The 6,040-nt window shown below is 73.0% G+C and carries 7 protein-coding genes and 1 pseudogene; 3 read left to right on the top strand and 5 right to left on the bottom strand.

The features are described 5' to 3' along the window. Positions 1–211: 211 nt before the first annotated feature. Positions 212–1,006: an SGNH/GDSL hydrolase family protein gene (locus tag PV350_RS24700; protein ID WP_499516136.1), complete on the bottom strand. Its 795-nt coding sequence runs from the start codon at positions 1,004–1,006 to the stop codon at positions 212–214. 219 nt (positions 1,007–1,225) lie between these two features. Between PV350_RS24700 and PV350_RS24705 the strand changes: the two genes are divergently transcribed. Further along, on the top strand, positions 1,226–2,176 hold the full coding sequence (locus PV350_RS24705; RefSeq protein WP_500336135.1) for a GlxA family transcriptional regulator: 951 nt from the start codon (positions 1,226–1,228) through the stop codon (positions 2,174–2,176). Between the two features lie 147 nt (positions 2,177–2,323). Further along, on the top strand, positions 2,324–3,322 hold the full coding sequence (gap, locus tag PV350_RS24710; RefSeq protein ID WP_499516134.1) for a type I glyceraldehyde-3-phosphate dehydrogenase: 999 nt from the start codon (positions 2,324–2,326) through the stop codon (positions 3,320–3,322). A 78-nt stretch (positions 3,323–3,400) separates the two neighbouring features. On the opposite strand, the gene PV350_RS24715 is transcribed toward gap, so the two are convergent. Then, a complete protein-coding gene (locus tag PV350_RS24715; protein ID WP_499516133.1) occupies positions 3,401–3,568 on the bottom strand; it encodes a hypothetical protein in 168 nt (55 codons plus the stop codon). A 21-nt stretch (positions 3,569–3,589) separates the two neighbouring features. Here PV350_RS24715 and PV350_RS24720 point away from each other — a divergent pair, with 21 nt between their 5' ends. Further along, the gene (locus tag PV350_RS24720; protein WP_499516132.1) at positions 3,590–3,928 is read left to right on the top strand and encodes a hypothetical protein; all 339 of its coding nucleotides are present in this window, start codon (positions 3,590–3,592) and stop codon (positions 3,926–3,928) included. An 83-nt stretch (positions 3,929–4,011) separates the two neighbouring features. On the opposite strand, the pseudogene PV350_RS24725 reads toward PV350_RS24720, so the two are convergent. From PV350_RS24725 to PV350_RS24735, 3 genes and pseudogenes are all read right to left on the bottom strand, one after another. Beyond that, positions 4,012–4,191, bottom strand: a pseudogene (locus PV350_RS24725) (GNAT family N-acetyltransferase); the annotation flags it as partial. A 5-nt stretch (positions 4,192–4,196) separates the two neighbouring features. Further along, complete coding sequence (locus PV350_RS24730) at positions 4,197–4,463, bottom strand: hypothetical protein (protein WP_500336139.1); 267 nt, start codon at positions 4,461–4,463, stop codon at positions 4,197–4,199. A 209-nt stretch (positions 4,464–4,672) separates the two neighbouring features. Next, positions 4,673–6,040: alpha/beta fold hydrolase (locus PV350_RS24735; RefSeq protein WP_500336137.1), on the bottom strand; the 1,368-nt coding region annotated here is incomplete at its 5' end.

Consider the following 6,040-nt stretch of genomic DNA (forward strand, 5'->3'; position numbering starts at 1 on the left):
GGCGATGGGGGGGACGAGGGAGGCGCGCGAACCACCCGGTCGCGGAGCGGAGGACCGGGCCCGCCAAGAGTGGCAAAGGGAGAGCCCGACCGCAAGGAGTGGTACAGCCACTCATCCACTTTCTGACCGACTCACTTCCCGGTGACGGCATGGCGCGACCCCGCACGGACCTTCGGGCACGGCCGTACGGGGTCGGCGGGGAGGTGGGTGGTCAGCTGTTGGCGTTCAGCACGGGGTAGTAGCCGCTCGAGTGGCCCTTGGCGGTGGGGTGGTAGGACTCCCAGCTCGGGGAGACCACCAGGGAGTGCAACCAGTCGTCACCGGAGCACAGTTCATGGCCGTTGAAGGTGCCGCGGACGTCGCCGAAGACGAAGCCGTGGGCCGCGGCCCGGGCGGCGATCACGCCGTCGAGGACGTCCGCGGCCTCGTCGATCTTGCGGTGCTTGGTGTCGGACAGGCCGACGCACAGCACGTTCAGGGTGTACACGCGGGGATAGCCGAGGACGACGACCTTGGCGTTGGGGGCCTTGGCGCGGATCGCGTTGTAGGTGGCGTCCAGGCGGGCGGGCAGGGTGTTGCGGGCGTAGTTCTCCGCCTGGGTGACCCGGTTGACGCAGTCGGTGTCGGAGCCGATCACACAGGTCGTCATGACGTCCGAGAAGCCCGCGTCGTTGCCGCCGATGGTGAGGGAGACCAGACCGGTGGAGGCGTTCAACGGGCCGAGCTGGTTGTTGGTCACGTCCGTGGTCACCGCACCCGAGCAGGAGGTGTCGGCGAAGGAGGAGGGGGCGTGGGCGTTCTTCCAGAGGTACGGGTACGCACTGAAACTCCGGTGGCAACTGCCGCTGGCGCTGTCGTAGTTGCCCGCTCCGTTGCCGGCGGAGTACGAGTCCCCCAGCGCGACGTAGGCGGGCCCGGCGGCGTGTGCCGGGGTGGACCACAGCAGGCCGAAGGCCAGGGTGACGATCAGGGTGGTCAGGGCCGACAACGACGTGGTGCGTCTCACGGAACCTCCCTGGGCGGAGAGTTGACTACCACTTGGTAACCCCGGACCCGGCCCGTTGGGAAGTGTCCATGACAATGGAATGTTAAAATTTCTTCGCGCGTAGATCCCTTGTTCGGCTCACCGCCGCCTCCGGGCCGGGGAGGCGCCGGGCGGCCGGTGGCAGGATGCTTGCGGTGGTGGTCGTCCACGCCACCGAGCGGGAGAGCCGGAGGAGGCCCGTTGAGCCGCAGGAAGAACCATCACGTTGTCGTGCTCGTGCTGGAGGGTGCCAAGCCGCTGGACGTCGGGATCCCGGCGCAGGTGTTCTCCAACCGGCCGAGCATGCCCTACGACGTGCGGGTGTGCGGCGCCGCGCCCGGGCTGGTGACCGGCGGCGACGGGCTGTCGTACCACGTGGCGGAGGGTCTGGAGGCGTTCGAGGACGCCGACACCGTCTTCATCCCCGGTTACCGGGAGCCGGCCGGCGCCGAGCCGCCCGCGGCGGTCGTCGGCGCGCTGATGGCGGCCCACGAGCGCGGGACCCGGCTCGCGGCCATCTCGACCGGGGCGTTCGCGCTGGCGGCGACGGGCCTGCTGGACGGCAAGCGGGCCACGACCCATTGGCACTACACCAGGGCCCTCGCCGAGCGGCACCCCTTGGTGAAGGTGGACGAGAACGTGCTGTTCGTGGACGAGGGCGACGTGCTCACCTCGGCCGGAGCGGCGTCCGGCATCGACCTGTGCCTGCACCTGGTGCGGCGGGACCACGGCGTCGGCCTCTCCAACCACGTGGCGCGGCGGCTGGTGGCGGCGCCGTACCGCAGCGGGGGCCAGGCCCAGTACGTCCCCCGGAGCGTGCCCGAGCCGCTCGGCGACCTCTTCGCGGGCACCCGCGAGTGGGCCCTGGCGCACCTGGCCGAACCGCTGACGCTGGAGACGCTCGCGCGCAACGCGCGGGTCTCGGCGCGCACCTTCTCACGGCGGTTCGTGGAGGACACCGGCTACACGCCGATGCAGTGGGTGCTGCGCGCCCGGGTCGACCTCGCCCGCGAACTGCTGGAACGCACCGATCTGGGCGTGGAGCAGATCGCCGACCGCGTCGGCCTCGGCACCGGCGCGAACCTGCGGCTGCACTTCCACCGCATCCTCGGGACCTCCCCCACGGAGTACCGGAACACCTTCTCGGCCTGACCGGCGAGGGAGTGGCGAGGGAGTGGCGGGATGCTTGCGATCGATGGCGAAAGGTATGGCGGGATACTTGCGCATGCTGTCGTTCAGGCCACTGCCGCAAGGGCCCGCGCATGCGGAGCATGGAGGCGGCAACGAAAGGAACCCGCCATGACCCGCATCGCCGTCAACGGATTCGGCCGCATCGGACGCAACACCCTCCGCGCCCTCGTCGAGCGCGGCAGCGACCTCGAGGTGGTCGCCGTCAACGACCTCACGGCACCCGAGTCCCTCGCGCACCTGCTCAAGTTCGACAGCGCGCTCGGCCGGCTCGGCCGCACCGTCGAGGTGGACGGCTCCGAGCTGGTGGTCGACGGCCGCCGGATCAAGGTGCTCGCCGAGCGCGAACCGGCCAAGCTGCCGTGGGCCGAGCTGGGCGTCGACGTCGTGCTGGAGTCCACCGGCCGCTTCACCTCGGCCGAGGCCGCCCGCGCGCACCTGACCGCCGGCGCCAAGCGGGTCCTGGTCAGCGCTCCCTCCGACGGCGCCGACGTCACCCTCGCGTACGGCGTCAACACCGAGGAGTACGACCCGGCCCGGCACACCATCGTGTCGAACGCCTCGTGCACCACGAACGCCCTGGCCCCGCTCGCGTCCGTGCTGGACGACCTGGCCGGCATCGAGCACGGCTTCATGACCACGGTGCACGCCTACACCCAGGAGCAGAACCTCCAGGACGGCCCGCACCGCGACATGCGGCGCGCCCGCGCCGCCGGCGTGAACATCGTGCCCACCACCACCGGGGCCGCCAAGGCCATCGGCAAGGTGCTGCCGAAGCTCGACGGCAAGCTCTCGGGCGACTCCATCCGCGTGCCCGTGCCGGTGGGTTCGATCGTGGAGCTCAACACCACGGTCTCCCGCGAGGTCACCCGCGAGCAGGTGCTGGACGCCTACCGGGCCGCCGCCGACGGCAAGCTGAAGGGCATCCTCGACTACGCCACCGAGCCGCTGGTCTCCAGCGACATCACCGGCCACCCGGCCTCGTCCATCTTCGACGCCGCCCTCACCCGCGTCGACGGCCGCCACATCAAGGTGGTGGCCTGGTACGACAACGAGTGGGGCTTCTCCAACCGGGTCGTCGACACCCTCGAACTCCTCGCCCGCGCCTGACCGTCGCCCGGGGGCCGGCAGCACACGCCGGCCCCCCGACCGCGCCCCGTCAGGAGAACGGCCGGTACCAGGGCCGCTTCACCGGGGCAGCCGCCGGGCGAAGAAGGCGGCGACGACGGCCTGCTGGGTCTCGTCGAAGGCCCGCTTGGGGAAGAACCCGTAGGCCCCGCTGACCTGGCGGATCGCTCTGCGGTACTCCCGTCGAACGCCGAAAGGGTACCGGGCGCCCTGAACGCGCCCGTCCACGGGGGGATAGGATCGCGCGCCGTGGCGACCCCGAGCTTCATCGACTGCTGCGCCGGGCCCGAACTCGCCTGGGTGCGGACGCTGTACGAGTCCCACCACGACCAGGAGTCCCTGCTGTGCTGCGCGGCCTGCCGGACCTACTGGTTCCACCGCTTCCACGAGTACCCCGACTGGTCCGGCGGCGGCGACGACCTGACGACCTGGTACACCCGCCTGACCCCCGCGGAGGGCGAACGTCTTCGGGACGCGGCCGACCCGTCCGCCGAGGACCTCTCCTTCCTCCGGACGCGCCCGGGCTGGATGGACGACGCCCGCGGCTCCCGCCCGGTCGACGGCGCGCCGGACCACCCGCACGGCTGACCGGAGATGAGCAGGGTGGTGCCGGCCGGGCGGAAGCCCAGGCGGCCGTAGATGCGGGCGACGGTCTGGTGCGCGTGGGCGAGGAAGACGGTACGCACGCCATGGTCGCGGGCGTGGGCGGGGAGGGCGGCCGTCACGCCGGCGCCGAGGCCCTGGCGGCGGGCGGTGGGGAGAGTGCCGACGCCGCCGATCTCCGTGGTGCCGTCGGCAGGATGGTGGTGGCCCGCGGCGAGCGGGGTGCCGTCGGGGACGAAGGCGGCGATGGCGTCTAGCGGCCGGCGCGGCCCGCCGGGCCGGTCGCGGCGCCCTCGTCGGCGAACGCCGGCCCGGGGAGGGCGAGTACGGCGGGGAGGGCGGGATCGTCGGCGTGCACCCCCGGATCGTGACCCCGTCGGGGAGGGGCTGCCTCGATGCTCCCACGCAGTGACGGCGTGACCTCCGCGAGCCGTTCGAAGGCCTGCGGCACGCCGAGTTCGCGCTGCCGGGCGCGGACCCGGGCGAAGTCGTCCGCGGAGGGCGCCCCGCGGCCGCCCACCGCGTCGGGGCGGGCGTGGTTCGGGCCCGCCGTAGTAAGGGGTGCCGGGCTCCTTGCGGACGAACAGGCACAGGGAGCCGAGCCTCTCGGCTTCGGCGAACAGCAGCGGCACCGTGGCGTAGTAGCGCTCGATGCCGCCGGGGCGCCGCATCCGGATGGACGGATGCGGCGCCCCCGGCGGCCCGGCGCCCCTGCGGCCCGCGCGGCCGTCAGCGCCCCAGCAGGAAGGCGTGGACCGCCTGGCGGCCCTCGTCGCTCGCCGCCCGGCTCTGCACGGAGTGGGCGGCACCGTGGACGACCACGACCTGGGCCCGCGGGGTCAGCTTCTTCTGGTCGTACAGCCATTCCAGGGGCGTCGACAGGTCCCGGTCGCCGCCGAGGAGGAGCACCGGGACGCCGGGGAGGCGCCGGTGCGCGGCGGGCAGCGGCGGGGCCGGGGTACGGGGCCAGTCGAGGCAGCTGAGCATGGAGCCGAGGCCCGTCGCCGTGGCGGCGTCGAAGGGGCCGTGGTCGGCCGGGGTCAGTTCGGCACCCGCCTTCTCCAGCGCGTCCCGGCGGCCGGCGACCGGGGCGTCCGACCTGCCCCAGGGGTAGCGTCCGTCGAGGCACAGCGTCGAGGCGTGGAGCCCCTGGCTGAGTTCCTCCGGCGTTGCCGCGCTGCCCTGCCGTACGCCCTGGATGAGGCCGTTGAGCAGTCCCGGGTCGCCCTCGGCGGCCTGGTGGAGGGCGTCGATCATGTCCGCGTAGTCGGGGTCGACGAACTCCCAGGTGGTGAGCGCGTCCAGCACGTCGACACCGTTGCCGTACGTGTCCACGACCTCGGCCAGGTCCGCCGCCGGGTCCGTTGCGCAGCCGATGCTCTCGCACGCCGCCGTCAGCACGCGCGGCGCGGCCCGCATGGCGGCCAGGTCCATCGGGTCGTAACCGGTCTGCGGCACCACCGAGTCCAGCACCATCCGGGCCACGTGCCCGGGGTGGGCGAGGGCGTACCGCTCGGCGGTGTACGTGCCGTAGGAGACACCGTCGAGGGTCATCTTCCGAACGCCCAGCGCGCGGCGCAGCAGTTCGAGGTCGGCGACCGTGTCGCCCGTCGCGTAGAAGCGGCGGTCGCGACCGATGGCCGCGGCGCAGTCCCGCACCGCGCCCGCGGTGGGCGGTGTGAGGTCCGACGACCCCATCTGCGCCTGCAGTTCCGGGCACTGCAGGGCGTTGCCGCCGGTGCCGCGCTGGTCGATCATGACGAGGCGGTAGTCCTTGAGCACCGGCTCCATGGCCTTGGCGATCCGTTCCACGAAGGGGACGCCCGGCTGCCCGGGGCCGCCCGTGAGGAACAGCAGGACGCCCATGGGCGCGTCCGCGTTGTCCCCCATCGCGACCTTCAGGCCCAGCCGGCCCCGCACCGCGCCGCTGTGGTCGAGCGGAACCGTCAGCGTGGCGCAGCTGAAGCCCTCCAGGCCGGGGCAGGCCGCGGTGCCGGAGAGCCCCCCGCTCCCCCCGGCCTGGAGGGCTTCAGCTGCGCCACGCTGACGGTTCCGCTCGACCACAGCGGCGCGGTGCGGGGCCGGCTGGGCCTGAAG

Origin of the sequence: Streptomyces sp. PA03-6a (assembly GCF_033792765.1) — a bacterium.
Taxonomy (GTDB): Bacteria; Actinomycetota; Actinomycetes; order Streptomycetales; family Streptomycetaceae; genus Actinacidiphila.

Bases quoted from the DNA above. Each gene is read 5' to 3' on its own strand.
- gap (WP_499516134.1), top strand. From the start codon at position 2,324: ATGACCCGCATCGCCGTCAACGGATTCGGCCGCATCGGACGCAACACC.